The following is an 842-nucleotide window of genomic DNA, read 5'->3' as shown; positions in this document are numbered from 1 at the left end:
GGTTCTGGTGCAAATAGGATCGGCGAATCGGTTAGAGTTGTTGGAGCAAAACGAACTGATAACCGGCGATGACCAAGCTGAAGAGTCTGGAGGAGTTGTTCGATGGACGCCATTTTGATCGGGAAATCATCATTCTGTGTGTTCGGTGGCACCTGCGCTACAAGCCCAGCCTACGCGATCTGTTCGAGATGATGGCCGAACGGGATTTGTCGCTCGCTCACACGACAATCCTGCGCTGGGTGAGGCGTTATACGCCCGAATTCGTCAAACGCTGGAACCGTTTTGCTACGCCTGCGGGTCGCTCGTGGCGTGTCGACGAGACCTATCTGAAGATTCGCGGCAGGTGGGTCTACCTGTACCGGGCGGTGGATCGGGCTGGCCAGACGGTGGACTTCACGCTCAGGGCGAGGCGCGACGTGGCCGCGGCCAAAGCCTTTTTCAGTAAAGCAATCAGGCATCAGGGCCAGTCGCCTGAGACCATCACGCTCGATGGCTACGCGGCCTCGCACCGCGCGGTGCGCGAGATGAAGGCCGATGGCCTGCTGCCTGAAGACACGAAGGTCCGGTCCTCAAAATATCTGAACAACGTGATCGAACAAGACCATCGTCACATCAAGTCCAGAACGAACGTGATGCTCGGATTTAAAGGGTTCCGGAGTGCCGCGACCACGATTTCAGGTATCGAATTGACGCATCGCATTCGCTAGGAGCAGTTCAATCTCGCGAAGCTCGGCCTCAAGGAGGCCGCTGCGCCCGCAGTATGGAATGCGGTCCTGTCCGTTCGATAAGGAATCCTTCCTACAGGATGCTCCTCAACCCGCTTCCCTATTTGCACCAGAACC

1 pseudogene is annotated in these 842 nt (G+C 57.1%); it reads left to right on the top strand.

The features are described from left to right. Window positions 1-68: 68 nt before the first annotated feature. Window positions 69-788, top strand: a pseudogene (locus GNZ12_RS43850) (IS6 family transposase). Window positions 789-842: the final 54 nt, after the last annotated feature.

Origin of the sequence: Paraburkholderia solitsugae, from assembly GCF_013177695.1 — a bacterium.
GTDB lineage: Bacteria > Pseudomonadota > Gammaproteobacteria > Burkholderiales > Burkholderiaceae > Paraburkholderia > Paraburkholderia solitsugae.
Note: the sequence above shows the minus strand (reverse complement) of the source record. Positions and strands in the feature narration are given on the sequence as shown.